25 protein-coding genes are annotated in these 25,844 nt (G+C 52.7%); all 25 read left to right on the top strand.

The features are described from left to right. Positions 1–15: 15 nt before the first annotated feature. The 25 genes from ABID13_RS10120 (at position 16) to ABID13_RS10000 (ending at position 25,831) form a co-directional block, all read left to right on the top strand. Complete coding sequence (locus ABID13_RS10120; protein WP_007865404.1) at positions 16–1,179, top strand: ABC transporter substrate-binding protein; 1,164 nt, start codon at positions 16–18, stop codon at positions 1,177–1,179. A 20-nt stretch (positions 1,180–1,199) separates the two neighbouring features. Continuing rightward, on the top strand, positions 1,200–2,381 hold the full coding sequence (locus ABID13_RS10115) for a FecCD family ABC transporter permease (RefSeq protein WP_227161409.1): 1,182 nt from the start codon (positions 1,200–1,202) through the stop codon (positions 2,379–2,381). Then, positions 2,378–3,187 (top strand): ABC transporter ATP-binding protein, encoded by an 810-nt coding sequence (locus tag ABID13_RS10110; protein ID WP_048930062.1) that lies wholly within the window; start codon positions 2,378–2,380, stop codon positions 3,185–3,187. Before ABID13_RS10115 ends, ABID13_RS10110 begins: the two co-directional genes overlap by 4 nt. After that, positions 3,187–4,236, top strand: a complete 1,050-nt coding sequence (gene hydE / locus ABID13_RS10105) for a [FeFe] hydrogenase H-cluster radical SAM maturase HydE (protein WP_048930061.1) — start codon at positions 3,187–3,189, stop codon at positions 4,234–4,236. The genes ABID13_RS10110 and hydE overlap by 1 nt, the downstream gene beginning before the upstream one ends. Before the next feature lie 116 nt (positions 4,237–4,352). Then, positions 4,353–4,901, top strand: coding sequence for a stage V sporulation protein T (gene spoVT / locus ABID13_RS10100; RefSeq protein WP_048930060.1), 549 nt, complete (start codon positions 4,353–4,355; stop codon positions 4,899–4,901). Positions 4,902–5,242: 341 nt separating this feature from the next. Continuing rightward, a complete protein-coding gene (locus ABID13_RS10095) occupies positions 5,243–6,469 on the top strand; it encodes a C40 family peptidase (protein WP_048930059.1) in 1,227 nt (408 codons plus the stop codon). A 78-nt stretch (positions 6,470–6,547) separates the two neighbouring features. Next, the gene (locus tag ABID13_RS10090; RefSeq protein ID WP_045091252.1) at positions 6,548–7,726 is read left to right on the top strand and encodes an N-acetylmuramoyl-L-alanine amidase family protein; all 1,179 of its coding nucleotides are present in this window, start codon (positions 6,548–6,550) and stop codon (positions 7,724–7,726) included. A 20-nt stretch (positions 7,727–7,746) separates the two neighbouring features. Beyond that, positions 7,747–8,946 carry an N-acetylmuramoyl-L-alanine amidase family protein gene (locus ABID13_RS10085; protein WP_040416929.1) on the top strand — a complete coding sequence of 400 codons (1,200 nt, stop codon included), beginning with the start codon at positions 7,747–7,749 and terminating at the stop codon, positions 8,944–8,946. 272 nt (positions 8,947–9,218) lie between these two features. Continuing rightward, positions 9,219–9,476: a flagellar hook-basal body complex protein FliE gene (gene fliE, locus ABID13_RS10080; protein WP_243278001.1), complete on the top strand. Its 258-nt coding sequence runs from the start codon at positions 9,219–9,221 to the stop codon at positions 9,474–9,476. Between the two features lie 59 nt (positions 9,477–9,535). Further along, on the top strand, positions 9,536–11,155 hold the full coding sequence (fliF, locus tag ABID13_RS10075; protein WP_048930058.1) for a flagellar basal-body MS-ring/collar protein FliF: 1,620 nt from the start codon (positions 9,536–9,538) through the stop codon (positions 11,153–11,155). A 1-nt stretch (position 11,156) separates the two neighbouring features. Continuing rightward, positions 11,157–12,164: a flagellar motor switch protein FliG gene (gene fliG / locus ABID13_RS10070; RefSeq protein WP_048930057.1), complete on the top strand. Its 1,008-nt coding sequence runs from the start codon at positions 11,157–11,159 to the stop codon at positions 12,162–12,164. Beyond that, positions 12,148–12,993 (top strand): FliH/SctL family protein, encoded by an 846-nt coding sequence (locus ABID13_RS10065; RefSeq protein ID WP_007865429.1) that lies wholly within the window; start codon positions 12,148–12,150, stop codon positions 12,991–12,993. The genes fliG and ABID13_RS10065 overlap by 17 nt, the downstream gene beginning before the upstream one ends. Before the next feature lie 15 nt (positions 12,994–13,008). Beyond that, a complete protein-coding gene (locus ABID13_RS10060) occupies positions 13,009–14,313 on the top strand; it encodes a FliI/YscN family ATPase (protein ID WP_048930056.1) in 1,305 nt (434 codons plus the stop codon). A gap of 10 nt (positions 14,314–14,323) precedes the next feature. Beyond that, the gene (gene fliJ / locus ABID13_RS10055) at positions 14,324–14,773 is read left to right on the top strand and encodes a flagellar export protein FliJ (protein WP_007865431.1); all 450 of its coding nucleotides are present in this window, start codon (positions 14,324–14,326) and stop codon (positions 14,771–14,773) included. Positions 14,774–14,873: 100 nt separating this feature from the next. Beyond that, positions 14,874–16,409, top strand: coding sequence for a flagellar hook-length control protein FliK (locus ABID13_RS10050; RefSeq protein ID WP_048930055.1), 1,536 nt, complete (start codon positions 14,874–14,876; stop codon positions 16,407–16,409). A 26-nt stretch (positions 16,410–16,435) separates the two neighbouring features. Further along, positions 16,436–16,996 carry a flagellar hook assembly protein FlgD gene (locus tag ABID13_RS10045; RefSeq protein WP_007865437.1) on the top strand — a complete coding sequence of 187 codons (561 nt, stop codon included), beginning with the start codon at positions 16,436–16,438 and terminating at the stop codon, positions 16,994–16,996. Between the two features lie 50 nt (positions 16,997–17,046). Next, positions 17,047–17,445, top strand: coding sequence for a TIGR02530 family flagellar biosynthesis protein (locus ABID13_RS10040; RefSeq protein WP_007865449.1), 399 nt, complete (start codon positions 17,047–17,049; stop codon positions 17,443–17,445). Between the two features lie 71 nt (positions 17,446–17,516). Next, positions 17,517–19,187: a flagellar hook protein FlgE gene (locus tag ABID13_RS10035; protein ID WP_048930054.1), complete on the top strand. Its 1,671-nt coding sequence runs from the start codon at positions 17,517–17,519 to the stop codon at positions 19,185–19,187. A 20-nt stretch (positions 19,188–19,207) separates the two neighbouring features. Further along, entirely contained in the window at positions 19,208–19,414 is a 207-nt protein-coding gene (locus ABID13_RS10030; RefSeq protein WP_007865454.1) for a flagellar FlbD family protein, read from the top strand. Positions 19,415–19,452: 38 nt separating this feature from the next. Then, positions 19,453–20,319 (top strand): motility protein A, encoded by an 867-nt coding sequence (locus ABID13_RS10025; protein WP_048930053.1) that lies wholly within the window; start codon positions 19,453–19,455, stop codon positions 20,317–20,319. Positions 20,320–20,334: 15 nt separating this feature from the next. Continuing rightward, the gene (fliN, locus tag ABID13_RS10020) at positions 20,335–21,453 is read left to right on the top strand and encodes a flagellar motor switch protein FliN (RefSeq protein ID WP_048930052.1); all 1,119 of its coding nucleotides are present in this window, start codon (positions 20,335–20,337) and stop codon (positions 21,451–21,453) included. A gap of 2 nt (positions 21,454–21,455) precedes the next feature. Further along, positions 21,456–23,510 (top strand): flagellar biosynthesis protein FlhA, encoded by a 2,055-nt coding sequence (flhA, locus tag ABID13_RS10015; protein ID WP_007865463.1) that lies wholly within the window; start codon positions 21,456–21,458, stop codon positions 23,508–23,510. 20 nt (positions 23,511–23,530) lie between these two features. Beyond that, positions 23,531–24,307, top strand: coding sequence for a FliA/WhiG family RNA polymerase sigma factor (locus ABID13_RS10010; protein ID WP_048930051.1), 777 nt, complete (start codon positions 23,531–23,533; stop codon positions 24,305–24,307). A 4-nt stretch (positions 24,308–24,311) separates the two neighbouring features. After that, the gene (locus ABID13_RS10005; protein ID WP_007865469.1) at positions 24,312–25,052 is read left to right on the top strand and encodes a flagellar hook-basal body protein; all 741 of its coding nucleotides are present in this window, start codon (positions 24,312–24,314) and stop codon (positions 25,050–25,052) included. Positions 25,053–25,063: 11 nt separating this feature from the next. Beyond that, positions 25,064–25,831, top strand: coding sequence for a flagellar hook-basal body protein (locus ABID13_RS10000; RefSeq protein WP_045091193.1), 768 nt, complete (start codon positions 25,064–25,066; stop codon positions 25,829–25,831). Positions 25,832–25,844 lie beyond the last annotated feature (13 nt).

Below are 25,844 nucleotides of genomic sequence, written 5' to 3'. Positions count from 1 at the left end.
AGAGGAAGAGAGATTATGAAAAAGTTAACAGCAGTAATATTAAGTCTATGCCTTGGGGTGGCAGGCCTGACAGGATGCCAGGCAGACGCCCGGGGGACGAATGTGCAGGCATCGGATCACCAGGAAGCGGAAACCGCGGACCAGTCAGGACCTAAGACCATCACCGACCACGCGGGCAACCAGGTGGAGATCCCGGCGCAGGTGAACCGTGTGGTAGTCACGGACATTCTTCCCCTGCCCTCCATCATCACCGTATTCCTGGGCTCGGGTGAAAAGATCGTGGGTATGAATCCGGCCAGTATGAGCGCTGCAAAAACCGGGCTTTTGGGAGAACTGTTTCCGGATATCCTGAATGCCAGCACGGACTTTATGAACGGCAGCGACATCAATATGGAGGAACTGATGAAGCTGGAGCCGGATGTGGTATTCTACAATGCAGGCAGCAAGGAGATGGGGGAGGCCCTGACTTCAGCCGGATTCGCAGCCGTAGCAGTGTCTGTGAACAAGTGGGATTATGACAGCATTGAGACATATGATCACTGGGTGGAACTTTTAAGCCAGATCTTCCCTGAAAAAGGAGACACCGCAGACAAAGTATCCCAGTACAGCCAGAAAGTCTATGAAGATATCCAGAAGCGGGTATCCGGCCTGAAGAAGGAGGAGCAAAAGAATATCCTGTTCCTGTTTAATTACAGTGACACCACCATGATCACCTCGGGCAAAAAGTTCTTTGGGCAGTTCTGGTGTGATGCCGTGGGCGGACGCAATGCGGCAGAGGGAGTGGCGGCAGAAAATTCCAATGCCGTCATCAATATGGAGCAGGTCTATGAGTGGAACCCGGATGTGATCTTTATCACCAATTTTACCCCGGTACAGCCTGAGGACCTGTTTGAAAATGCAGTGGGGCAGGACGATTGGAGCCCGGTAAAGGCAGTACAGGACGGGCATGTGTATAAGCTTCCTCTGGGCACTTACAGAAGCTATACGCCCAGCACGGATACGCCCATGACCCTTTTGTGGATGGCTAAACAGGTGTATCCGGACCTGTTTGAGGATGTGGACATCACCAAGGAGGTGAAGGACTACTATCAGGCCATGTACGGTGTCAAGCTGAGCGATGAACAGGTGGAGAGGATGTACCACCCGGGCCGTGACGCGGCAGCGGGCTATAAGAAATAAAAAGTAAGGATGGATTAAACATGAATGTGAGAGATTGTTTGAGACAATACTGTACCCGGCTGACTGCCCCGCTTTGCGGTGCAGCTGCCTTAGATTCGGCCAGAATAGCCCACCCAGCCTCCTCTATCCGGGGCAGGTCATCCTCAGATCGGGACAGCCAGCCGGGCACAGAAATTGCACAGGCAATCTCCGGCGCCCGAAGGTGGAACCGTTACTGGACCCTGGGTTCCCTGGCAGTGATCTTCCTGTGTGCGGCTGGGGCAATGGCCGTGGGACGCTTTACCATTTCACCCAGGGAGCTGGCAGCCGTGCTGGTTCCGGGTGCATTCCCTGAGGTGGAGGTATCAGGCCAGGTCAGGACCGTGATCACCAATATCCGCCTTCCGAGAGTGATATTAGCCCTTCTGGCCGGCGGGGGACTGGCGGCGTCCGGCGCAGCCTTCCAGGGGCTTTTTGCCAATCCCCTGGCCACGCCCGATACCCTGGGCGCGGGAAACGGCGCATCCTTTGGGGCTGTGCTGGGCATCCTTTTAGGGCTTCCTGCATTCGGCATCCAGGTGCTTGCCATGGTTTTGGGTGTTGCGGCAGTGCTTATGGCCTGGAGCGTGGGCCGGGTCAAGGGAACCATGCCTCCCCTTATGATCATACTGGCTGGCATGATGGTCAGTTCCCTGTTTTCAGCCCTGGTGTCTTTGATCAAATATGCCGCGGATCCACAGGATGTGCTGCCCTCCATCACCTACTGGCTCATGGGAAGCATGGCATCCACCACAAAATCCACCCTGGTAATGGGAGCGCCCTTTATCGCAGGGGGAAGCATGCTTTTGTTCCTGCTGCGGTGGAAACTCAATTCCATGTCCCTGCCTGAGGATGAGGCAAAATCCCTGGGGATCCCGGTGAAGCGGATCCGCAGCCTGGTGATCGTGGGGTCAGCCATGGTCACAGCCGCCGTGGTATCCATGTGCGGCCAGATCGGCTGGGTGGGTCTTCTCATCCCCCACATGGTGCGGATGATATTTGGAAATGACAACAGCTCCGTAATGCCTGCCAGCATGGCTTTTGGGGCGGTGTTCATGCTTATCATTGACACCCTGGCCCGGTCCGTCACGGCATCGGAGATACCGGTATCCATATTGACAGCCCTTATAGGAGCACCTTGCTTCATACTGCTCCTGAGAAAGACAGGAGGAATCCGATTATGAAATTTGAAGTGAGAGACGGCGGATTTGGATATTCCCGCGGCCAGTACATTTTACAGAACGTGAACTTATCCATGGATAAGCCGGAGGTGCTGTCCGTGCTGGGAGCCAACGGCGCGGGAAAGACCACGCTGCTCAAATGTATGCTGGGCCTTCTGGAATGGAAGACAGGAGGCACATACATTGACGGGGCCAACATTAAGGAGATCCCTTATCATCTGCTTTGGCAGAAGATTGGATATGTGCCCCAGGCCAAAGCGTCCGCTTTTGCATACCGCGCAGAGGATATGGTGCTCCTTGGAAGAAATGCCCATCTGGGTACATTTGGGCAGCCAAAAAAGGAGGATATGGACATTGCCCTTGCCTGTATGGAAGAGATAGGGATCAGCTATCTGAGAGGCAGGCTGTGCAGCAGGATCAGCGGAGGGGAGCTTCAGATGGTGCTCATTGCCAGGGCACTGGCGGCTGATCCCTCTATTCTGGTTCTGGATGAACCTGAATCCAATCTGGACTTCAGAAACCAGCTCATTGTGCTGGAGACCATTGAACGGCTGTGCAGGGAAAAGAGTATCTCCGCGGTGGTGAACACCCACTACCCGGAGCACGCCCTGTCTATTTCCCAGAAAGCCCTTCTCCTCACCCCCCGTGGTTTTACCATGTTCGGCCCCACAGAGGAAGTGCTCAGCGAGTCCCATCTGGATGAGGCGTTTGGGGTGGAGGTAAAACTGTATCCCCTTAAGCACAAGGACCGTACCTACACCTGTGTCCTTCCGGTGGGATTAAAAGAAGTCATGGAAAGAGGTGCGTGATGGATACCATAAAAGAACTGGTGGACCGGCTGGCAAAGCACCGGATCCTGGACAGGGAGGAATTTTGTTTCCTCATTGATCATATGTCAAAAGACGGGGCAACCTATCTTTATGAAAAGGCCAGAAACGAAGCGTTAAACAGCTATGGGAACAGGATATTTGTCCGTGGCCTCATGGAATTTACCAATTATTGCAAGAACGACTGCTATTACTGCGGCATACGCAGAAGCAACCCAAAGGCGGCCAGATACAGGCTGACTCCGGATCAGATCATGGACTGCTGCCGGATCGGCTATGGACTGGGGCTGCGCACCTTTGTGCTTCAGGGCGGGGAGGATCCGTGGTTTACGGATGAAAAAATCGCTTATCTGGTGGAGAGCATAAAAAAAAGCTATCCCGACTGTGCGGTCACACTGTCCGTGGGTGAAAAGGATCTTCACACCTACAAGCGCTGGTTTGACGCCGGGGCGGACAGGTATCTGCTGCGCCATGAAACAGCCAATCCATGTCATTATGCCAGCCTTCATCCGCCTCAGATGTCCTCGGAACACCGCAAGGAATGCCTCAGGAACCTGAAAGCCATCGGATATCAGACGGGGTGCGGGATCATGGTCGGGGCGCCCTATCAGACAACGGAGCATATTGCTGAAGACCTGGAATTTATGTACGGCCTGCAGCCGGAAATGGTGGGGATTGGTCCGTTTATCCCTCATCACGATACCCCGTTTAAGGATCGGCCGGCCGGAACCCTGCGCCAGACCCTGCTGCTCTTAGCCATTGTCCGGCTGATGCTGCCCTCCGTCCTGCTTCCGGCCACCACGGCTTTGGGCACCATTGAGGAAAATGGCCGGGAGCAGGGTGTTATGGCAGGGGCTAATGTGGTCATGCCCAACCTGTCACCAGTGGATGTGCGCAAGAAATATATGCTCTATGACAACAAGATCAGCACTGGAGTGGAAGCTGCCACCAACATTAATGAATTAAAAAAACGTATGAAAGCAATCGGATATGAGGTGGTGACAGACCGGGGCGACTATAAGAAGCCATAAATCCTCATAATTACTTTGAAGGTTACTTTAAGTATAAATTCCTCTGTTTTACAAATACTACATTTACGGGCAACAAAGAAGATAAATGTCAGAGAGTAAAATGGAGGAATTTTTTTATGAAAGCTACAGGAATAGTAAGAAGAATTGACGATCTGGGACGTGTGGTCATTCCAAAGGAAATCCGCCGTACCCTGAGACTCAGGGAAGGTACGCCATTAGAGATATTTACGGACAGGGAAGGAGAGATCATTCTCAAGAAATATTCACCCATGATGGAGCTCACTTCATTTGCAGTACAGTACGCGGAGGCAATGGCCCAGTCCACCGGCCTGCTGGTATGCATCACGGACAGGGACCAGATCATCGCTGTAGCAGGCGGGGCAAAGAAGGATCTGCTTCAGCGCAACATCAGCCGCCAGCTGGAACAGGCCATCAATGAGCGCAACACGGTGATGGCTGCAAGGGATGACAAGGCATTCATCCAGCTGGTGGACGAGGAACTGGAGGGTATATCAGCCCAGGTTATAGCCCCCATTATCTGCGAGGGGGACGCCATCGGCGCCGTGGCTCTTATGAGCAGGGAAGCCAGGGCCAAGTTCGGAGATATGGAAATGAAACTGGCTGTGACGGCAGCCGGGTTTCTGGGCCGCCAGATGGAAGGCTGAGATTAAAGGGAAGCCATGGGCAACTTGGGCTTATGGGCTGTCGTTTACGGGTATGTCCCGGTACAGGAAAGGAAATGTGATACCTGTGCCGGGATTTTTATCCTATTATTTAGGGCTTTTTTCCTGGTTACGTTTATGCTATACTGGCATTATTGATATTTGGAAATGTAATTTTACAGGCAGATTCAGCATTGAAAGGGTTTCCCCATCTCTGAAGCGGCAGGATAGAGCGAATTTGATCCGAGGCGGTATGATCTTCTTTTGGATAGGGAGGCCTCCGGCGCCAAGGCGAACCGGAACGTCACCATGATGGGGAAGATAGGGGTATACATAGATCAGAGATGAAAACAAAAGATTACCATGTCAGGGTACGCCTTCTTTTCCCGGTGTTCCTGGCGTCAGTTCTCCTTATGGCCATGGAAGTATGGGCCACGCCCGGAGTCAGGACGGCCCAGGATCAGAGGACGGCCCAGGAGGAAGAGGAGAAGGCCCGGGAGGAGAAGGCCCGGGAGGAGAAGGACAAGGCCCAGGAGGAATTGGATAAGGCCCGGGAGGAGGCGGATTCCCTGGAGCATAAGCGGGATGATACCCAGAAGCAGGCCCGGGAACTGGAGGATCAGCTTACCAGGCTTTTGATGCTTAGCAGTCTTCTGGAGTCTGATATGGAAGAACTGAAACAACAGATAGAGACGGCGGAACATGATTATGAGACAGCAGTACAGAACTGGGAACAGCGGTATGAGATGCTGAAAAAAAGGATCCGGTTTCTCTATGAGGAGGGAAATATAACTTACCTGGATATCCTGCTGAGGGCCAGGAATATCGGGGATGTGGTGAACCAGACCGAGTACTTTTCCCAGCTTTACCAGTACGATCAGGAGATGATCACACAATACGAGGAGATCAGGGTCCAGGTACTGGAGAAGAAGGCGCGGCTGGAGGGAAAGCAGTCTGAGATGGAGGTCATGGAACAGGAATACAGAGGACAGCAGACGCAGATCCGATCCATGATCCGCCAAAAGGAGCGGGAGTCAGAGACATTTTCAACCCAGCTCACAGAGGCCAGGGAACGGGCAGCCGGGGCGGCAGATAAAGTGCGCTTAAAGAATGAGGAGATCAGACGCCTGAGAAAGCAGGCGGAGGCCCGGCGCAGTGAGGAAGACAGGAGCAGGGAGGAAGCCCGGCGCAGGGAGATGATCAAAAGCCATGGCGGCACTTCCTTTGGGCGGGAAGTGGCTGATTACGGTCTCCAGTTTGTGGGCAATCCCTATGTATATGGGGGTACAAGCCTGACTAAAGGGGCTGACTGTTCCGGATTTACACAGTCCGTGTACCGTCATTTTGGGGTGAACATTCCCAGAACCTCCGGGGAACAGGCCGTGTTTGGCAGGGAGGTTTCCTATGAGGATATGGAGCCGGGGGATCTGGTCTGCTACTCCGGCCATGTGGCCATGTACATTGGGGACGGCAGGATCGTCCACGCCAGCTCCACAAAGGAAGGCATCAAGGTGGGATATGATCCGGCTTACCGGACCATTGTGTCCGTCAGAAGGCCGTGGCAATCGTGATAAAAGATGAAAAATACAGTGATTATGGGAGGTTTGGGAGTGACCGGCAGGAGAAGGTATGTGTGTAAAGGGGTTAAAATGGCAGCGGCGGCAGGTCTGTGTCTGGCAGTCTGGTGGTCTGCGGCTACAGCGGTATATGCGGATGAGGCCATCAAATCAGTGGCAGTGGCAGTGACCTCCTCCGTGGTTGCAAACGGGGACGGCGGAAGTGTGTCCGCAACGGCCGACAGTACAAAGTATCATGTGGTATCCTGTGATTTTATCAATGGAAAGTCCCAGTGGAAGGCCGGAGACATACCTAAGGTATCCATAGAACTGGCAGCCGAGGAGGGTTACTATTTTAACAGTATCAATGCTTCCGGCGCCCACATCCGGGGAGCGGACTATGTGACTTCCAAGAAAAGCGATGCCAAGCGGAGTCTGACTATGACGGTAAAGCTAAAAGGCGTAAAGGGAACCCTGGACCGCGTGGAGGACGCGTACTGGGAAGAAAAGCCTCTGGGCAAGGCCAGATGGGCAAAGGTGGAAGGCGCCTCCTCCTATGAGGTAAAGCTGTTCTGTGATGGAAGCATGGTCTATCATGTTCCCAGGACCAATTCGGTCAGTTATGACTTTTTCCCCTATATGACAGAGGCTGGGGATTATTACTTTAAGGTGAGGGCGGTTGCCAGGTCGGAGTCGGAATCCGATTATCTGAAAGCAGGAGACTGGGCGGAATCTGAGAACCAGGAGATCACCAGAAAGGACGCCCAGGCCGCCGGCAAGCGGTCCGTATCCACGGGAGTAAAGGGAGTAAACGAAAAGGATGGTACAGGTCCACAGTCCCAGGCTCCGGGCTGGGTCCAGGACCAGAACGGCTGGTGGTATAAAAATGAGGATGGGACCTATCCTGTGGGCAAGTGGAATATGATCGGGGATAAATGGTATCTCTTTGACATGAACGGGTATATGCTCACAGGGTGGCAGTGGAAGAACGACAGGGAGTATTATCTCACCTCCAACGGAGATATGGTTACAGGCTGGTTTCAATATAACAGGATCTGGTATTATCTGGATCCGGAACAGGGGAAGCTTACCGGAACATGGCTGCAGCAGGGGGATGACTGGTATTACCTGAACCCTGACGGAAGCATGGCCACAGGATGGCTCTTATCCCAGGGCAGCTGGTATTATCTGGACCCGCGGGACGGCCGGATGGTGAAGGACCAGGTGGTGGGAGAATACTATATTGGTCAGAATGGGATATGGGCACCGTAAACAGGAGGAGAATTGCAATGATACATATTTGGAAAAGGGCGGCAGGACTGATTATGAGTGCCTCGATTGCAGCGGCATTGTCCATCACATCCATGGCAGCTGCAAAGACGGAGACAAGAACCCCCATTACCAGCGTCTCCATCCGGGTGCGCTCGGATGTGCAGGCGGATTATGAACTGAATGAGGCCACTGTGTATACCACCACGGACAGTAACCTGTATACCATTGGCGCGTATAAATGGGCCAACAAAAATAAGGAATACTGGGAGCCGGGGGATGAACCAAAGGTACAGATCGAGATCCATGCCAGAAGCGGATACTATTTTAACCGCACCACGGGACCCAGCAAATTTCAGATTGACGGAGCCACCTATGCTTCCGTTAAGCGGACCAACAATGATGAGACGCTTCTGCTGACCGTGAAACTGACGCCGGCGTCCGGTACACTGGAGATACCGGAGAGCGCGGAGTGGATGGGATATCCTCCCGGAAAGGCCACCTGGTCTGCGGTTCCCTTTGCGGGGGCATATGAATTAAAACTTTACAGGGGAGATCAGATGATCCAGGGAGTGCCCAAGGTCATTGCAACCACATATGATTTTTATCCCAGTATGACCCTTCCGGGCACCTACCAGTTTCGGGTACGGGCAATACCAAAGGACTCGGAGGAACTTGGTTATATCACCGGCAGCGACTGGGTGTATTCGGACGAATGTGATATTGATGCGGATGAGGTGTGCAGTCTTACAGGCGCGGTGACCGGACCTGTAAAAAATGAACAGCTGACCCCGGCCCAGATCGGATGGGTAAAGGACAACGAGGGCTGGTGGTACAGGAACACGGACGGCACGTATCCCTCAGGTACATGGCAGAACATAGACGGGGAATGGTATCTTTTTGATTTCAGCGGATATATGCTTACAGGCTGGCAGACCAGGAACGGAAAGAGTTATTTCCTGGATATCAACGGGGTCATGAACACGGGGTGGATCCAGGATAACAGAAAATGGTATTATCTGGAGGAGGACGGAGCCATGCACACGGGCTGGCTGAATGTCCAGGGCCAGCAGTATTTCTTTGACCAGGACGGTTCCATGCATACAGGGTGGCTGATGGACAACGGCCTGTGGTATTATATGAACCCGGACAACGGGACCATGTTAAGAAACACCTCTGTGGAGGGAAGATACCTTGATTCTGAGGGAAGATGGAGGGGTTGAGAACACATGCAGCACTGATGACGGGAAGCCGGAATGGAAAATTCTGGCTTCCTGTTTTTTTGTATAAAAACTACATATTTTTCATTATGTGGTAAATTCTTACGGAAAAAATTACAAACTGGTTATAATTTTCTTAAAATTTGTTGACGAAGTGACCTGTTGGACGTATACTGAAGGCAGTGTAGAATATTGTTGAAACAAGGGGGATTACAGGGGGAGTTATGTTCATAGTGCCGATAACCAAAATGGACGTTATTACGTCTTTAGATAAAATGCACAACACACAGTCCGCCGGACAGGCCGGCAGGAAAACCGAGTTTAAGGATGTGCTAAAGGAAGCAGTTAAGGAAGCGGACCAGGCTTTAAAGGATAATCAGGACATGGATGTGAAGCTGGCATCAGGACAGGTGGATCATCTCCACACAGCCCTGATACAGGCGGAAAAGACCGCGGCAACCATAGAATTCACCACTCAGTTAGCATCAAAGGCCGTGAATGCGTACAATCAGATCATGGGAATGCAGGTTTGATGACAAAGCGTTAAATTTGCGTATTTTGATATTAAAATGAAAGATTACAGTGGTGGGTTATGGGGATCAGAGATAAATTTAAGTCGGTAACCGGGGAAAACAGCGGCGCAGGCCGTATGCTGGGTACCGGAAGGCGAAAGGCAGCCGCTGCCGGAATCACGGCAGCGGTTATTGTGGCTTTAGCGGCCACTGTTGTGCTCAATATGGGCAAAGGCGGGAATTATGTTGCATTATTCCCGGGAATATCAAAAGAAGAGAATAGTGAGATCCTTACGGTTCTCAATGCAAGGGGCGTTGAAGCCAGGAGGAACAGCGAAGGAGAAGTGACGGTTCCGGAAGACCAGTTGGGCGATATCATGCTTGATATGTCAGAATTGGGTTATCCGAAAACGGCACTTCCTTTTGACATTTTTTCGGATAATATGGGGTTCACAACCACTGAATTTGAGAAGCGTCAATACCTCTTGATGAATCTTCAGGACCGGATCGAGCGCACATTAAAGGACATGACAGGGATTAAGAACGCCATCGTGACCCTGAATGTGCCGGACGAGAGTCACTACGTGTGGAATGAGGACCAGCCCTCCAGCACGGGATCCGTCTCACTCACCCTGATGCCCTCCTATGAGCTTTCACCTGAAAAGGTGTCGGCCATCAAGAACCTGGTGTCGGACAGTGTTCCAAGGCTGGCTCCGGAAAATGTGACGGTAGTGAACGCCCAGACCATGCAGGAGATGGTTTCCGATGATATCGGCACCACTGCCTATGGCCTGAACCGCCTGGACTTTGAGACAAAGGTGGAGGAACGCCTGGAGAACAAGATTAAAAATGTCCTCACCCTGGCATATGCTCCGGATAAGCTTCGCGTGTCCGCCACCGTGGTCATAGATTATGACAGGATGATCACGGAAGACATGCATTATGAGCCCCAGGAAAACGGACAGGGGGTTGTGGACCGGTATAAGGAGGGAAGGAACCTTGAGGGAGGAGCTTCCGGCGCGGGCGGCATTGCAGGCGAGGAAAACAACACGGATATACCCTCCTACGGAACAGCAGGGACTGGCGCTGCCGGGGGGACCTCGGGAGACTATTACAGGGATGTGGATTATCTTGTAAGCTACATCAAAAAGCAGATTGAAAAGGATAATGTAAAGCTTCAGAAAGCCACGGTTGCCATCACGGTCAATGACGACAATCTGACAGAGGCAAAAAAACAGCAGCTGGTGGACGCGGCTTCCAAGGCGGCTAATATTGCGCCTGAGGACATTGTGGTTTCCAGCTTTCGGGAGATGCCAAAGGAAACGGTTCCCGCTCCAAAGCCGGCCCTGCCGGTACAGGCGCCGGCGCAGACAGGCCTGGATTACAGGACCATTGCGGCTGCAGCCGGTGTGGGTGTCCTGTTATTCCTGCTGATCCTGTTGCTTTTGATGAGCCGCAGGAAGAAGAAACACATGAGGGAGGATCAGGAGCTTTTTGCCCATTTTGAGGATGAGGGCGGGGAGGCTGCGGGTGCGGACAGTGCAGAGCAGCGTGCCGCTGAGGATGCGGTTCAGACCAGTCTGGGGAAACATATGGAGGACTTGACCAGTCCTGTAGACCAGGTGCGGTCCTTTGCACAGATGAATCCTGAGATCATTGCATCCATGATCAGTTCATGGCTGAAGGAGGATAAAAAATAAGATGCCTGCAGAAGAGAGAAGACCAGCTGAAAAGGCTGCTGCCGTCATATCCATCCTGGGGAGCGAACGGGCGTCCGAAGTGTTCCGGTATCTGACGGAAAACGAAGTGGAGCAGCTGTCCATGGAGATCACCCGGCTACCCAGGCTGACAGAGGGGGAACTGGAGGATATTGCCCAGGATTTTTATAATTGCTGTGTAACAGAAAAGGTCATTACAGAGGGCGGAAGGGATTATGCCAAGGAGGTCCTGGAAAAGGCCTTTGGCCAGCAGCAGGCCAAGAACCTGATGGACCGGGTCAGCAAGGCATTAAAGACCAAGGCCTTTAGTTTTATCAGGAAGGTGGATTACAAGACCCTGATGGCTGCTGTCCAGAATGAGCATCCCCAGACCCTGGCCCTGATCCTGTCATACGCAACTCCGGAACAGGCATCCAAGATCATAGCCAACCTGCCCCAGAACACCAGGGTGGATGTGGTGGAGCGCATAGCCAATATGGACCGGGCCCTGCCCATGGCCATCAAGATCGCTGAGGAGGTACTGGAAAAGAAGATCGGCTCCTCCTCATCGGAGGAAACCATGGAGGTGGGCGGACTGACCTATGTGGCTGATGTGATGAACCATGTGGACCGCAGCACGGAGAGGGATATCTTTGATGAACTGAACATGAAGAATCCGCAGCTGGCAGAGGATGTGCGAAAGCTGATGTTTGTATTTGAGGATATCGCATACCTGGATCCGCTGTCCGTACAGCGTTTCCTCAGGGAGATCGAAACAAAGGACCTGTCCGTGGCCCTTAAGGTTGCCAATAAAGATGTTACCAATACTATCTTCTCCAACATGTCCGGCCGAATGAGGGAATCCATACAGAGCGATATGGAATATCTCCATAATATACGTATGAGCGATGTGGAAGAGGCACAGCAGAGGATCGTGGCTGTGATCCGGCGGCTGGAAGAGGAAGGCGAGATTGTGATTTCCAAGGATGGAAAGGATGAGATTATTGTCTAGGATATTAAAGTCCGCACAGACTGTTCCGGGCAGCGCGGCGGTGAGGGTATACCAGCCCGAAGCCAGCCGGAACGCGCAGCAGGGGGACGCACAGCAGGAACAGAACCTGTCCGGGAATGAATGGTCCGGGAACGGATGGTCTGAGAACGGATGGCCCGGGAACGGTTTGTCCGGCGGAACTGAAATGACGGGAAAACGCTATGCCCTTATATCGGAGGAAAAGCGCAAAATATTGGAACATGCCAGGGATCAGGCGGAACAGTCCGCGGCAAGGATTCTGGAGGAAGCTTATGCCCAGCGGGATAACATAGTAAATATTGCCAGAGGTGAGGCCGGCAGGATCCAGGAGCAGGCCAGACAGGATGGGTATGCACAGGGGCTTAAGGATGCGCTCGGCGGCATTTCCCATGATATAGAGGGGATCCGGGGCTCGGTGGCAGACATGGAACAGGAGTTTGAGGGATTTAAAGAGCAGCTGTGCGGCAGGATTGCGTCATTGTCTTTTATGATGGCGGAAAGAATACTCAGAAAACGGGTGGAAGAAGATGAGACTGAAATGCTGGACCTGATCGAGCAGGCAGTGCTCTCGGAGCGGGATAAAAGGAGTATTACGGTCCATGTTCCGGCCCGCGCCTCCGGGTTGGTGGAAGAGCTGGAGCAGCGTCTAAAACCCTTAATGGGCAAGAACGGAAGCAGCCTGAGGATCAAAACAGAGGACCGGCCCGCCGGTTTTGTACAGGTGGAGACCGAGGAGGGGATTGTGGATGCATCCCTGGATGTACAGCTGGCTAATCTGAAAAAACAGTTAACGGCCCTGGAGGGCCGGTGATAAGGCGGTAACCATATGGAAATGGGGCAGATCGAGCAGGCAATACAGAATGCTGAATTATACACCTATCTGGGAAAGATAGACAAGATCGTGGGGACCACGGTGGAGTCCATGGGCCCGGCCTGCAGGCTGGGGGATGTGTGTACCATTGACGTGGTGGAGGGGGGAAGCCCTGTCATGGCCGAGGTGGTGGGATTTAGGGAGAACAGGGTGCTGCTCATGCCCTATGAGGAGATGGAGGGGATCGGTTACGGAAGCGCGGTGCGCAACACCGGGGAACGGCTCCGCATTGCTGTCTCTGATCAGCTGATAGGAAGAACGGTGGACGCCATGGGAATGCCCATAGACGGCCTTGGGCCGGTGGGGGATGTATCCTATTACACCATTACGGGAAAGCCTTCCAACCCCATGACACGTCCCAGGATCGACACCGTTATTCAGATGGGAGTTAAGGCCATAGACGGCCTGCTGACCGTGGGAAAAGGGCAGAGAATGGGAATATTTGCCGGAAGCGGCGTTGGAAAAAGCACCCTCATGGGCATGATCGCCAAGAATGTAAAGGCAGATGTCAATGTCATCGCCCTGGTGGGGGAGAGGAGCAGGGAGGTGGTGGAGTTTATCAACAGGGATCTGGGCGAGGAGGGATTAAAGCGTTCGGTCCTGGTGGTGGCTACTTCCAATCAGTTGGCCATGATGCGTTCCAAATGCACCATGACCGCAACCACGATCGCCGAATATTTTAAGGACCAGGGCATGGATGTGCTGCTGATGATGGATTCCCTGACACGCTTTGCCATGGCTCAGAGGGAAGTGGGATTGAGTATAGGGGAACCGCCGGTGGCAAGGGGATACACCCCATCCATCTATTCGGAACTGCCCAAGCTTTTGGAGCGTTCCGGAAACTTTGAGGAGGGATCCATTACGGGGATCTATACCGTGCTGGTGGAAGGGGATGACGCCAATGAACCCATATCCGATACGGTGAGGGGTATCATAGACGGGCACATTATGCTGTCCAGAAAGGTGGCTGCCAAAAACCGTTACCCGGCCATTGACATCCTTTCCAGTATCAGCCGTCTGATGAACGACATTGTAATGCCGGAACACAGGGAAGCGGCAGGGAAGCTGAGAAGGCTTCTGGCCGTATATGAAAGCAACAGTGATCTGGTTTCCATCGGAGCTTATAAAAAAGGGACCAATCCGGAATTAGATGATGCATTGGCGCATATAGACCGGATATACGGGTTCCTTCAGCAGAAAACAGATGAGAGTTTTTCGCTGGACGAGGCAGTGATCCAGATGATCCAGGCAACAGATTAAGGGGCGCTATATGAAACGGTTTGTATTTACGCTGGAGCGTATGCTTGTATACCAGCAGCAGAACCTGGAAAAGGAAAAGGGAGTCCTTGGAAGGCTGACCGCTGTCAGGGATGAGCTGGAAGAGAGAAAAAGGGACAGTGAATCCATAATCCGCCATATCCAGGAGGATATTGGAAGGCGCCAGGCCCAGGGAACCACAGTGTTTATACTGAAGGGCTGCCACAGTGTGCTGGAGGGAGCCAGGATCCAGCTGGAGGAAACAGCGGATGAGCTGACCCGGGCACAGGCAAAGGTGGAAAAGCAGCGTTCTATTGTGACAGAGGCTTCCAAGGAAGTGAAAAAGCTGGAGAAGCTGAAGGAAAAACAGTTGGAGGAATACCGCCATGACGAGGCAAAGGAGCAGCAGGACCTGATCACAGAGCATGTTGCAGGAGAATTTGTCAGAAATGGCGTTTCCTAGGGCGTTTGCCGGGGCCGCCCAAAGTGTATATGAACACGCTTTGGAACATACCTGGAAAACGTTCTGAATAGAAAGGCGTATGGGAAAGGAGGTGAGAAAGATGAGTACGGAAACATTGATACAAGCAGGAGCATTTTCACAGATAAAGGTATACCCCCAAAGGGCGTCCGGTCTGGCTTTTGGCGCTTCTTCTGCCGGGAGACAGGGGAAATCAGGGTTAGATGGCGGTTTTGCAGAAGTATTTACCAGGAATTTAAAAGATAGCAGCTTGTCCCAAACCTACGGGAACAAAGCGGATGCAAGCCATGAAGGAAACGGCCCGGAGAACACAGGCAAGACAGGAACAAAGGGCAGGGGGATCCGGGAAGGTGAGGATGCCAAAAAAAGCGGAGATGCGGGAAAAGGCAGAACTGCCGGAGGAGACAGCCATGGTGTAAAAGACCGGGATGCGGGAAACGGCAGAGAGGTAGGAAAAGACCAAGATGGAGGAAAGGGCATAGATGCCGGAACAGATGAAGGTACCGGAAAAGACGGGACCCCCAAAGGTGAAGACAGCAGCCTGACACCGGAGGAGGCAATGAGCCTTCAGGCCATGATGGCGTTTCCGCAGATTCCGCCGGAACAGATGCAGATAACAGATATGGCCGGGATCCGGTCCGCAGGCATAGGGACAGAAACGGTGCTGCAGCCGGGGAAACATGGAACTATGGATATTGGAACCGGATATTGGACACAGGCTTTGAAGCAGGATGCAGGGCAGGTTCAGGAACTGGCAGGAGGCGGTTTATCCTGCACGGAACAGGCATTGGTACAGGAAGCAGCCCAAAAGGCAACCGGAATGGACAGGCAGACAGGTCCTGATCCGGCAGGGACTCTGGGGAGGACGGCTGATCCCGGCAGGGAAAGTTTTGGTCAGATACTGTCAGTTCAGGGTAATGAACAGGAAACCGCGGGTAAGGAAAATGAGGATACGGGTTCCCGGATGCAGGACAGGCAGGATTTGTGGAAAGCCGTCAGTCCCAAACAGGATGAAACAGCAGGCGGGACGCCGGAGGATGTCAACCATGTCCTGGAGGAACTGAAGCGCAGTGCGGATGCCAGTGGAATGGATCTTAACGGAAGGATGGCATTTGACCGGCTGAATGGAAATTTAAAGCCGGAGGAGCCCGCGGGGGATGTACACACACCGGCACCGGTGCTGGAACAGTTTAAAACCGGTCTGGAGCGGGGCGTCAAGGAAGGACTGAGGGAGCTTACCGTTCACTTAAAACCCGAAGGACTGGGGGATATGGTGATTCACCTGGCAAATGCCGGAGATAAGCTGACGGTCCGCATCGGTGTCACAAATCCTGAGACTGAGAAACTGGTCACCAGCCAGATGGAGAGTTTGAAGGATATGTTAAGGCCGCTGAACGCACAGGTCCAGGAGGTGTACCGGGACAGCCGGGGAACCATGGATTTCTCCGGGTTTAACCAGCAGATGCAGGAGCATCCCGGACAGCAGGCTCATGCAGGCCATAACCGTTACCGGATATCCGGCAATGAGGAATATGGAGCGCCGGATGAGGATCTCCTCATGGAAGCAGAGCGCATGATGGCGGAAAGCCGCATAAGCAGACTCTATGCCTATGTATAAAGGCATGGGAGGGAAAGGAAAAAAGAATGCCAGTACAAATGCCAAATGCCACCTCGCCCTATACTGCGGCAGAGCCTGCAGGTACGGACAATCATACCAGTGACACTTCACAGACAGAGGGCACATCAGGTTCCGGCAGCGTGATAGACGCCGTATTCGGAGACGGGTCGGACAAAAAGGTTACAATGGAGGATTTTCTCACCTTGATGGTAGCCCAGCTGAAGAATCAGGACTTCATGAATCCGGTGGATGATACCCAGTATGTGACACAGCTGGCGCAGATCAGTACCATGCAGCAGATGGAGGAAATGTCTTATAATGCAAAGAGCACCTATGTGGCCTCCCTGGTGGGCAAATATGTAGCGGCCGCCAAGTTTACGGTATCAGGTGAGCTTAAGAAAACAGAGGGGATCGTGGATAAGATATCACTTCTGGATGAGAAGTTCGTGATCTACGTTAATGGAGAGTCATACAACATGGACGAGATCATGGAGATCAAAACCGAGCCGGCCAATAATCCGGATGACAGCGGGAATAAGAAGCCCGGTGAAGACAAGAATCCGGAGGAGGGCAGCGGCAAGGCGTAATGTATGTACAGAACTGACAGTAACCGCATCAGGGCACAGGAGGATGAACAATGGATTCAATGATATACAATAAAATGCTTCATACCCCCATATACACGGGGACTCCAGGTGAGCCGCCGGCAAACAGGCCCCGGGAATCGGCAGGCAGCGACAATGCCTTTAAGGAACTGCTGGAGCAGAAGATCAGGGAGGAAAGTCAGGTGTCCTTTTCAAAGCATGCCATAGAGCGTGTGGTGGAACGGGGAGTGGATGTATCCTCTGAAAAGATTGAGCGCCTTAATGAAGGGATCCGCATGGCGGAGGAAAAGGGTTTAAAAGAGCCGCTGATCCTTTTGGGATCCACAGCATTTGTTGTAAATGTAAAAAATAATAAAGTAGTTACAGTGGTAAATGAAGACAGCCTGAAAGGCACGGTCTTCACCAATATTGACGGAACCGTTATGATATAGCCGGTCCTTTTGGAGGCTATCCTTACCCCGAATGACGGACGGGTAGGGCGGTTGGAAAAGGAGAACTGAATATGTTAAGATCATTATTTTCAGCAGTGTCGGGCATGCAGGCCCATCAGACCAAGCTGGATGTTATCGGCAATAATATTGCCAATGTCAATACCTATGGCTTTAAATCAAGCCGCGCCCGCTTCCAGGATGTGTATTATCAGACATTACAGAGCGCTACCAGCGGCGACAACAACAGAGGCGGCACCAATGCCAGCCAGGTAGGCTACGGTGCGCAGCTGGCAGGCATAGACCTGAACATGGGCCGGTCGGCTCTGCAGTCCACGGGCAGGCCCATGGATGTGGCGATCACAGGAGAGGGATTTTTCCAGGTCATGGATTCTGACGGCAATGTCTTTTATACCAGGGCAGGAAACCTGCAGCTGGATTACAAAAGCGGCAACCTGGTGGATGCCAACGGATATACGGTGCTGGGCGTGACCGGTGATCCATTGGGTAAGGCGGCTGGATCGGATAAGATCCATTTAAGCGTCCCATCCAAAAACAACGCGCAGTCCAGCAGTACACAGGAGATCAATGGGATCAAATATACAATTACGTCCCAGAATGCAACCGGAGATGCCAATGTGTCCATCACATTTAAGCTGGATGACACGCTTCCGGACGGCGCTGATGTGGTCGTAAAGTCAGACGAGTTTAATACTTCAAGTATCACGGTCAGGGTCAGCAACAGGGCCAGCTTTGACAGCTTATCTCAGTTTAATGAACAGATGAACAATGCCATTACCAGAACAAACAACGGAAAGCCGCACCCGGCAGGAAACTTTACCATAACAGCGGTTCCGGCGCGTAATGGAGCTTTTACCGGCGAAGAGCTGCTGGGTGAAAATTTTGGAATCAAGCCGGGGGTCCAGACCTTTGACCCTGTCTATAAGGATACCGGTATTTTTGGAGGGATCAAGCCGTCTGCAACCAGTACGGAACCCATGTTTACGGCATCGGGCGATGTGAGCTATGAGGCGGTGTTTGTGCCTGCAAAGGGAAGTAACCCGGCGGCATGGCAGATAACCGCAACCGTGTCAGACGGCACAACCACCAGAAAGTTCCAGGGATCCATCAATGAAAACAGCACTTCGGCCAACAGCATATGGCTGAAGGAGGTAGGTACGCCGCCGGATGGTGAGGCAGGACAGTATATTGAGGTGACTCATCCCGGGTATACGGCAATCAATGATTATTTTGACAAGCATACGGATGCCGATGATAAAGAGGTTAAGAACGCAGCTACCATTACCGAAGCCACCAACTCCCGAGACCTGGGTCTTGGCAGCAAGGCGTTTTCCCTGACCTCAGGCAGCGAGGGCGGAACCGTGTCCCTGGCTGATGCCGGTGTGACTATCCTGGCCAACGGTATCATTGAGGCCAACCATCCCAACCTTGGAAAGATCCAGATCGGCCGTATCGACCTGGTGACCTTTGACAACCCGTACGGACTGGAGGGCGTGGGCAATTCTTACTTTAAGCAGACAGGCAACTCCGGTGAGGCCAAGGCATGCAAGGCGGGGGAAGACGGAACCGGCGCGCTCAAGACCTCATCCCTGGAAATGTCCAATGTGGATATATCCACGGAATTTGCAGATATGATCGTTACACAGAGAGGGTTCCAGGCCAACTCCAGGATCATTACGGTGTCGGATTCCATTTTGGAAGAGCTGGTTAACCTGAAACGATAAGCAGATGAGAGGGCGGTATCATGATCCTGTTAAAAAAACTGAACGGTGAGGAGTTTATATTAAACTGCGACCTGATCGAGACCATTATGGAGAATCCTGATACCACCATCCTCCTGACCAATGGTAAGCACCTGATTGTGAGGGAATCCAAGGAAGAAGTAGTGGACAAGGTGGTGGAATTCCGCAGGGAGGCCTTTAGAGGCATCTTGGATCAGATTAAGGGCTGATGGTACGGCAGAATAGTTTAGGAAAAGGATGTATTGTTATGGATATCTTGTCAATTCTGGGTTTTATTTTAGCAGTGGGGCTTGTGGGATTCGGTATGACCTTTGACCAGGAGGCCATGAAGCTGGTGTTTACCAACCTGAAAGCATTTGTTGACATACCAAGTATTGCCATTACCGTGGGGGGAACCATCGGCGTTATGATGATATCCTTTCCGGCAGGTGCGTTTAAAAAGATCGGGAGCCACCTAAAGATCATTGTGAGGCCTTATCAGTTTGATCCGGCCCAGTCCGTGGCTCAGATCGTGGGCCTTGCAACCGAGGCCCGCATGAAGGGGCTTTTGTCCCTGGAGGACAAGCTGAGTGAAATTGACGAGCCGTTTTTACATAACAGCCTGATGCTGGTGGTGGACTCCGTGGATTCGGAAAAGGTGCGCAAGGCCATGGAGACAGAGCTGGAACAGCTGGACGAGCGTCATGCCCTGGACCGCCGCTTTTATGAAAAGGCAGCCAGCTATGCTCCTGCCTTTGGAATGATCGGAACTTTGGTAGGCCTGATCCTGATGCTGGGCAACATGGCTGATGTGGACGCCCTTGCAAAGGGCATGGCCGTGGCGCTGATCACCACGCTGTACGGATCGCTGCTGGCCAACATTGTGTGCCTTCCCATGGCGAGCAAGCTGAAGGCCAGGCATGATGAAGAGTTTCTGTGCAAGCAGCTGGTGATGGAGGGGGTTCTGGCCATACAGGAAGGGGAAAATCCCAAGTTTATAGAAGAAAAGCTGTTTAAACTTCTTCCCGCCAGCTACAAGCGGTCCGGGGAGAACAAAGAGGAAAAGAATAAAGCGGAAAAGAAAAAAGCGGTCAGAAAGAAACGCAGAAGAAATACCAAAGAGATTGAGGAATAAAAAGGAGCTTAAACCATGGCAAAGGAACAGGGAAGCCGGAATGTCAGCGAAGTGACGGACCGGCAGATGTTGGAGGAACTCATCAGAATACATGCGCAGGCGGCGGGAGAATCCATCTCGTCCATTCTGCGGGCCAATATTGAGATAGGGGAACCAGAGCTACAGGAAATAACGGTCAGGGAAGTGGAGTACAGCATCCTGGAACCGGCTGTCTTTGTAAAGACCTGCCTTACGTCACAGGTGGCGGGCAGTCTGGTCCTGATCCTCCGGCAGAGGGATATGCAGGTATTCCTGAATGAACTGATGGGCGTGGATGACCTTCCCGACCCTGACTTTGTGTTTGATGATGTGGCTATGAGCGCGGCAGGGGAGCTGATGAACCAGATGGGTCACGCATCGGCGGCAGCCATGGCGCAGTTCCTGGGTGATACCATGGATTTTGCAGACTGCCAGCTGACGCTGTCGGACGGCCGACAGAGCCTGGCTTCGGTTATGGGAGAGGCGGAGGATTCCGGTGTTTTGGCAGTGACCTACCGCATGAAGATAAAGGACATGGTGGAGTCGGAGTTCATTGAGTGCATATCGGCCAATGCCATGGACAGCCTGTACCAGGAGATCCAGGCCAGGAAAGAAGCGGAGGCCAGGGCAAAGCAGGAGGAAGAGGAAGCCGCAAGGCAGGCCGCCCTGCTTGAGCAAAGCTCGATTGTGGGCAAGGGAGCATTGTCAGATGCAGACCAGGCCGAGGGCAAAGATGATGAGGCCGGAGAACTTGCGAACGCCGGAGGCAGAAGGACTGGGGCCGGACCCCGGAGGAGCGGGCCGGGAGCCGGACAGCCCGGCGCAGCCGGTATCCTGCACAGAAACCAGACCATAAGCGGCAACCTGGGACTGATCATGGATGTGCCCCTTAACGTGTCAGTAGAGATCGGCAAGACAAAACGGCGGCTGAAGGATGTGCTGAATTTCAACAACGGAACTGTGGTGGAGCTTGACAAACAGGCGGATGCGCCGGTGGACATCATTGTCAACGGACAGCTTATCGCGAGGGGCGAGGTTGTGGTGATCGATGATAACTTCGGAGTGCGCATCACTGAAATAGTAAATACACGAAGCATTATTGGAAATGGTGAATAAAGTTGAAACGGTTTAATATCCTTGTAACAGCGGGGATCATAGGGATCATTTTCCTGATCCTGATCCCCCTGCCCACACCCATACTGGACTTTTTATTTATACTGAATATATCGCTGTCCCTGCTGATCCTTGTGATGACCATGTACATCAGGGAGACACTGGAATTTTCCGTGTTTCCGTCCCTGCTTTTAATCACGACTTTATTCAGGCTGGGGCTTAATATTTCATCCACAAGAAAGATCCTGTTTGACAACGGCTACGCGGGACAGGTGGTCAAGACCTTCGGACAGTTTGTGATCCGGGGAAATGCTGTCATTGGTTTTATCATTTTCCTGATCATTGTGCTGGTTCAGTTCATAGTAATCACAAAGGGTTCGGAGCGTGTGGCGGAGGTTGCCGCAAGGTTTACCCTGGATGCCATGCCGGGAAAGCAGATGGCCATTGACGCGGATCTTAACAGCGGCCTGATTGATGAGCAGCAGGCAAAGGAACGGCGTTCCAAGATACAGAGGGAAGCGGATTTCTTCGGTTCCATGGACGGAGCGACCAAGTTTGTAAAGGGAGATGCTATTATCTCCATTATTATCACATTTATCAACTTTGTGGGCGGCCTGATCGTGGGCATCATGAACAGTCAGGGCACCATACAGGATATCATGCAGATCTATACCACCTCCACCATCGGAGACGGCCTGGTATCCCAGATACCGGCCCTGCTCATATCCGTTGCAACCGGTATGATTGTGACCCGTTCCGCATCTGAGAACAGCCTGAGCGAGGATCTCACCAGTCAGTTCCTGGCGCAGCCCAGAGTACTGATGACAGCGGGCGCCGCGGCTGCGTGCCTGTGCCTGATCCCGGGATTTCCGGTGTTACAGATCCTCATCATATCGTCCGGTTTAACAGGCGGAGGATATCTCCTGTACAAGCGCCAGCAGAGCATTGCGGCTGAGACCGTACAGGAATTTGTGGAGACGGAAGTCACCAGCGAAGCGTCTTATTATAAGAATATTGAAAATGTCTACGGTCTTTTGAATGTAGAACAGATTGAAATGGAATTCGGCTACAGCCTGATTCCGCTGGCGGATGAGAGCAACGGCGGCAATTTTATCGACCGCGTGGTTATGTTCCGCAAGCAGATGGCGCTGGACATGGGATTTGTGATTCCGTCCGTGCGCATTAAGGACAGCGGGCAGCTCAATCCTAACCAGTACAGCATCCTCTTAAAAGGGGAGGAGGTAGCCAGGGGAGATATCCTGATGGACCACTACCTGGCGCTGCCGCCCGGCACGGATGCGGATGATGTTCCGGGAATCGACACCATTGACCCGGCGTTCCATATACCGGCCAAATGGATCGGCGAGGACCGCAGGATCCAGGCCGAGCTGGCAGGATACACGCTCATCGATCCCACCTCGGTGGTGATCACCCACCTGTCCGAGGTGGTGAAGGAGCATTTGCATGAGCTTCTCAACCGCCAGGAGGTCAACAACCTGTTGGAGACACTGAAAAAGACAAACAGCAGTATTGTGGAGGATACCATTCCTTCCGTTATCACGGTGGGAGGACTCCAGAAGGTTTTGGCAAACCTGTTGCGGGAGGGGATCCCGATCCGTGATATGGAAACGATTGTGGAGACGCTGGGTGATTACGGGAGCCAGATCAAGGATACGGATATGCTCACCGAGTATGTGCGCCAGGCGCTGAAACGGACCATTTCCCGCCGCTTCTCAGAGGCGGGGCAGATGAAGGTAATCAGCCTGGACGACAAGATCGAGAACATGATCATGTCATCGGTGAAGAAGATGGATACCGGCTCCTATCTGGCGCTGGAACCAACGGTGATCCAGAGCATCGTAAGCTCAGCCACGTCAGAGATCAACAAGATCAAGGATCTGGTCAACATACCGGTGGTTCTCACCTCGCCGGTGGTGCGGATCTATTTTAAAAAGCTCATTGACCAGTTTTATCCCAATGTGGCGGTGGTATCCTTCAGCGAGATCGATAACAATATACAGATACAGGCTTTGGGAAGCATTTCCCTTGGCCAGAGGTGACAGGACAGGGGTAACAGTTTATGCAGATGGAACAGACAGACAGTGAGGATATGGCCCGGGCGCTGGCATCCTATAAAAAGACCGGCAGCCAGGAGCTTAGAAACCAGCTGGTTGTACACTACCTCCCCATTGTACGTTCCGCGGCCGTGCAGCTGCGCGCCATGGCAGGAAGCTTTCTGGAGCAGGAGGACCTGGCGGACCAGGGCGTGCTGGCATTGATGGAATGCCTGAACCGGTACGATCCTGACCGGGGTGCCAGATTTGAAACTTACGCGTTTATGCGGGTGAGAGGGTCCATGATCGACTACATACGCAGCCAGGACTGGGTGCCTCACCGGGCAAGAAATTTCCAGAAAAAGGTAGACCAGGCATTCTCCATACTGTCCCATGAAAAGATGGGGGAACCGGATGTAAAGGAAGTGGCAGGGTATCTGAACCTGCCCGTGGAAAAGGTGGAGGATCATATCAAATATATGAACCATGCAGCGGTCCTCTCCTTTGAATCCGTGCTCCAGGATATGACGGCCGTATTTGCAAAGGGAGAGCTGGAAGCCGGGGACATGGACGGGAAGCCGGAGGAGAGCCTTTACTATAAGGAACTTATGGAAATGCTTACCACCGCCATCAACGGGCTGGGAGAAAAGGAACGGCTTGTTATCACACTGTATTATTACGAAGAGTTAAAATATTCAGAGATCGCGGAGGTTATGGGCGTGGGGCAGTCACGTGTGTGCCAGATCCATACCAAAGCAATCGGGAAGCTAAAGAACTGTTTGGAAGGCTATATGAGAGGATAAGGATATGTTTTCAGGATTTTACACAGCTGCATCCGGTATGCTGATGAATCAGAGGTCACTTGACATGGCGGCCAACAATATTGCCAATGTGAAGACCAGCGGGTATAAGCCCAAACGTCTGATCAAGACCACCTTTGACCAGCAGCTGGTGCGGCAGATGAACGGACAGACCCAGGGACTGGGCCGGGGTTCCACCATATCGGTTGGCACCAGGGAAATAACTGCCCACGGGCAGGGAACGGTCACGGACACGGGACAGACCTATGACCTGGCGATCAACGGGGACGGTTTCTTTGTGATCCAGGGAACGGACGGACAGTATCTGACCCGCAACGGCCATTTTGACCGGGACGGGGAAGGCAATCTGGTGCTTCCGGGCGTGGGTCAGGTCATGGGGGACGGCGGCCCTGTGTATGTGGATGAGGGCGGGTTCCGCGTGGGTTCGGACGGCATTATCTATGACAATGAGGACGGTGCGCTGGACCAGATCCAGATCGTGGTGCCGGACAATTACGACAATCTCACCTTTTATGACAATGGCACCTATGGAGCCGGGAATACAGTGGCGCTGGAGCAGGTGTATCCCACTGTGTATCAGGGAAAGCTGGAGGCATCCGGGGTGAACCTGAATAACGAGATGACAAGGGCCATGGAGGTCCAGAGAGCGTTCCAATCCTGTGGAAAGGCGCTGACCATCATAGACCAGATGAACCAGAAAACAGCTAACGATATCGGCAAGCTGTAGGGGGACCATACATGAATATATCATATTTTACGGCAGTATCGGCAATGAACGCATTTCAGAAGGATCTGGATGTGACTGCCAACAACATGGCAAATGTAAGCACCAACGGATATAAATCCATGCGCAGCAGCTTTGACGATCTGCTGTACACCCGGATGGATATGAGGCCCCAGGCCCAGGTCGGCCATGGGGTGAAAAATGACGGTCCGGGAACCGTGTTCCAGCAGGGAATCTTCCGCAAAACCGACCGGAAGCTGGATTTTGCCATATCCGGCAATGCATTTTTTGCAATCCAGACAAGTGAGGATGAGGAGGAACCGGCCTACACAAGGGACGGCGCATTCCAGATCTCATCCACGGAGGACGGCAATTACCTGACCACCAGCGATGGAAGCTATGTGCTGGACCAGGACGGGGATCCCATTGAACTGGAGTATAAGCAGTCGGAAGATGGCGGGGACGGCACGCCCGGAGAGCTGGACCTGGATCATCTGGCAGAGCAGATCGGCCTGTTTGTGTGCGAGAATCCCGAAGGGCTGATGCACGCTGGTGTGAACCTGTTCCGCACCGGAGAGACATCCGGCGAATGGGTGTCCATCGAGGATCTGGATGACGAGGAGGAGAAAAGCAAGGTCCTTACCATGACCCTGGAGCTTTCCAATTCCAATATGTCCACCGAGATGGTAAATTTGATGCAGACGCAGCGTGCGTTCCAGCTTAACAGCAGGATCGTCAGTACGGCGGATCAGATGGAAGAGATGATTAATAACCTGCGGTAAGGCAGCATAAGAA

Source organism: Enterocloster citroniae (assembly GCF_040545455.1).
In the GTDB taxonomy this organism is placed as follows: domain Bacteria; phylum Bacillota; class Clostridia; order Lachnospirales; family Lachnospiraceae; genus Enterocloster; species Enterocloster citroniae.
This window is presented reverse-complemented; position numbering and strand designations above follow the sequence as displayed.

Excerpts from the sequence above, each read along its gene's own strand:
- ABID13_RS10120 (WP_007865404.1), top strand. The coding sequence starts at position 16 with ATGAAAAAGTTAACAGCAGTAATATTAAGTCTATGCCTTGGGGTGGCA.
- ABID13_RS10115 (WP_227161409.1), top strand. The coding sequence starts at position 1,200 with ATGAATGTGAGAGATTGTTTGAGACAATACTGTACCCGGCTGACTGCC.
- ABID13_RS10110 (WP_048930062.1), top strand. The coding sequence starts at position 2,378 with ATGAAATTTGAAGTGAGAGACGGCGGATTTGGATATTCCCGCGGCCAG.
- hydE (WP_048930061.1), top strand. The coding sequence starts at position 3,187 with ATGGATACCATAAAAGAACTGGTGGACCGGCTGGCAAAGCACCGGATC.
- spoVT (WP_048930060.1), top strand. The coding sequence starts at position 4,353 with ATGAAAGCTACAGGAATAGTAAGAAGAATTGACGATCTGGGACGTGTG.
- ABID13_RS10095 (WP_048930059.1), top strand. The coding sequence starts at position 5,243 with ATGAAAACAAAAGATTACCATGTCAGGGTACGCCTTCTTTTCCCGGTG.
- ABID13_RS10090 (WP_045091252.1), top strand. The coding sequence starts at position 6,548 with ATGGCAGCGGCGGCAGGTCTGTGTCTGGCAGTCTGGTGGTCTGCGGCT.
- fliE (WP_243278001.1), top strand. The coding sequence starts at position 9,219 with ATGCACAACACACAGTCCGCCGGACAGGCCGGCAGGAAAACCGAGTTT.
- fliF (WP_048930058.1), top strand. The coding sequence starts at position 9,536 with ATGGGGATCAGAGATAAATTTAAGTCGGTAACCGGGGAAAACAGCGGC.
- fliG (WP_048930057.1), top strand. The coding sequence starts at position 11,157 with ATGCCTGCAGAAGAGAGAAGACCAGCTGAAAAGGCTGCTGCCGTCATA.
- ABID13_RS10065 (WP_007865429.1), top strand. The coding sequence starts at position 12,148 with ATGAGATTATTGTCTAGGATATTAAAGTCCGCACAGACTGTTCCGGGC.
- ABID13_RS10060 (WP_048930056.1), top strand. The coding sequence starts at position 13,009 with ATGGAAATGGGGCAGATCGAGCAGGCAATACAGAATGCTGAATTATAC.
- fliJ (WP_007865431.1), top strand. The coding sequence starts at position 14,324 with ATGAAACGGTTTGTATTTACGCTGGAGCGTATGCTTGTATACCAGCAG.
- ABID13_RS10050 (WP_048930055.1), top strand. The coding sequence starts at position 14,874 with ATGAGTACGGAAACATTGATACAAGCAGGAGCATTTTCACAGATAAAG.
- ABID13_RS10045 (WP_007865437.1), top strand. The coding sequence starts at position 16,436 with ATGCCAGTACAAATGCCAAATGCCACCTCGCCCTATACTGCGGCAGAG.
- ABID13_RS10040 (WP_007865449.1), top strand. The coding sequence starts at position 17,047 with ATGGATTCAATGATATACAATAAAATGCTTCATACCCCCATATACACG.
- ABID13_RS10035 (WP_048930054.1), top strand. The coding sequence starts at position 17,517 with ATGTTAAGATCATTATTTTCAGCAGTGTCGGGCATGCAGGCCCATCAG.
- ABID13_RS10030 (WP_007865454.1), top strand. The coding sequence starts at position 19,208 with ATGATCCTGTTAAAAAAACTGAACGGTGAGGAGTTTATATTAAACTGC.
- ABID13_RS10025 (WP_048930053.1), top strand. The coding sequence starts at position 19,453 with ATGGATATCTTGTCAATTCTGGGTTTTATTTTAGCAGTGGGGCTTGTG.
- fliN (WP_048930052.1), top strand. The coding sequence starts at position 20,335 with ATGGCAAAGGAACAGGGAAGCCGGAATGTCAGCGAAGTGACGGACCGG.
- ABID13_RS10010 (WP_048930051.1), top strand. The coding sequence starts at position 23,531 with ATGCAGATGGAACAGACAGACAGTGAGGATATGGCCCGGGCGCTGGCA.
- ABID13_RS10005 (WP_007865469.1), top strand. The coding sequence starts at position 24,312 with ATGTTTTCAGGATTTTACACAGCTGCATCCGGTATGCTGATGAATCAG.
- ABID13_RS10000 (WP_045091193.1), top strand. The coding sequence starts at position 25,064 with ATGAATATATCATATTTTACGGCAGTATCGGCAATGAACGCATTTCAG.